The organism is Mycobacterium sp. 050134 (assembly GCF_036409085.1).
Classification (GTDB): domain Bacteria; phylum Actinomycetota; class Actinomycetes; order Mycobacteriales; family Mycobacteriaceae; genus Mycobacterium.
In genome coordinates this window covers 1-541 of sequence record NZ_JAZGLV010000072.1, presented here as the reverse complement: position 1 = coordinate 541, position 541 = coordinate 1, and the positions used below count along the sequence as shown (strand labels likewise).

The 541-nt window shown below is 68.6% G+C and carries 1 pseudogene; it reads left to right on the top strand.

Annotation, left to right across the window (positions count from 1 at the left end):
• Positions 1-541, top strand: a pseudogene (locus SKC42_RS27450) (transposase); the annotation flags it as partial.

Here is a 541-nt window from a genome sequence, read left to right as displayed (position 1 = left end):
CGTTGGCGTCGCTGCCTGCGGCGTGGCGGCCTGACCCCGAGCACCGCGGTGATCCCGGCAAGCCGGCGGTGCTGGTGCGCTGCGATACCGCCGGGGCCACCCATGATTTCGCCGCAGCCTGCCGCGCCGCTGGGGTGGGGTTCTCATTCGGCTACCCCGTCGATTGGCGGGTGCAAGACGCTGTGGACACTCAACCTCGGTCACGGCTGGTATCCGGCGATCGACACCGACGGCGGTATCCGCGACGGTGCCTGGGTTGCCGAAGCCACCAACCTGGTCACCCTGTCCTCATGGCCCACCAGAACCCGGCTGATCCTGCGTAAAGAACGCCCCCACCCCGGTGCACAGTTGCGGTTCACCGACGCCGACGGGATGCGGGTCACCGCGTTCATCACCGACACCCCGGCTGGTGTCGTGCCCGGGCAGGTCGCGGGTTTGGAGTTGCGGCACCGCCAACACGCCAGAGTCGAGGACCGCATCCGCGAACTCAAAGCCACCGGGCTGCGTAACCTGCCATGCCATTCCTTCTCGGCCAACGCCG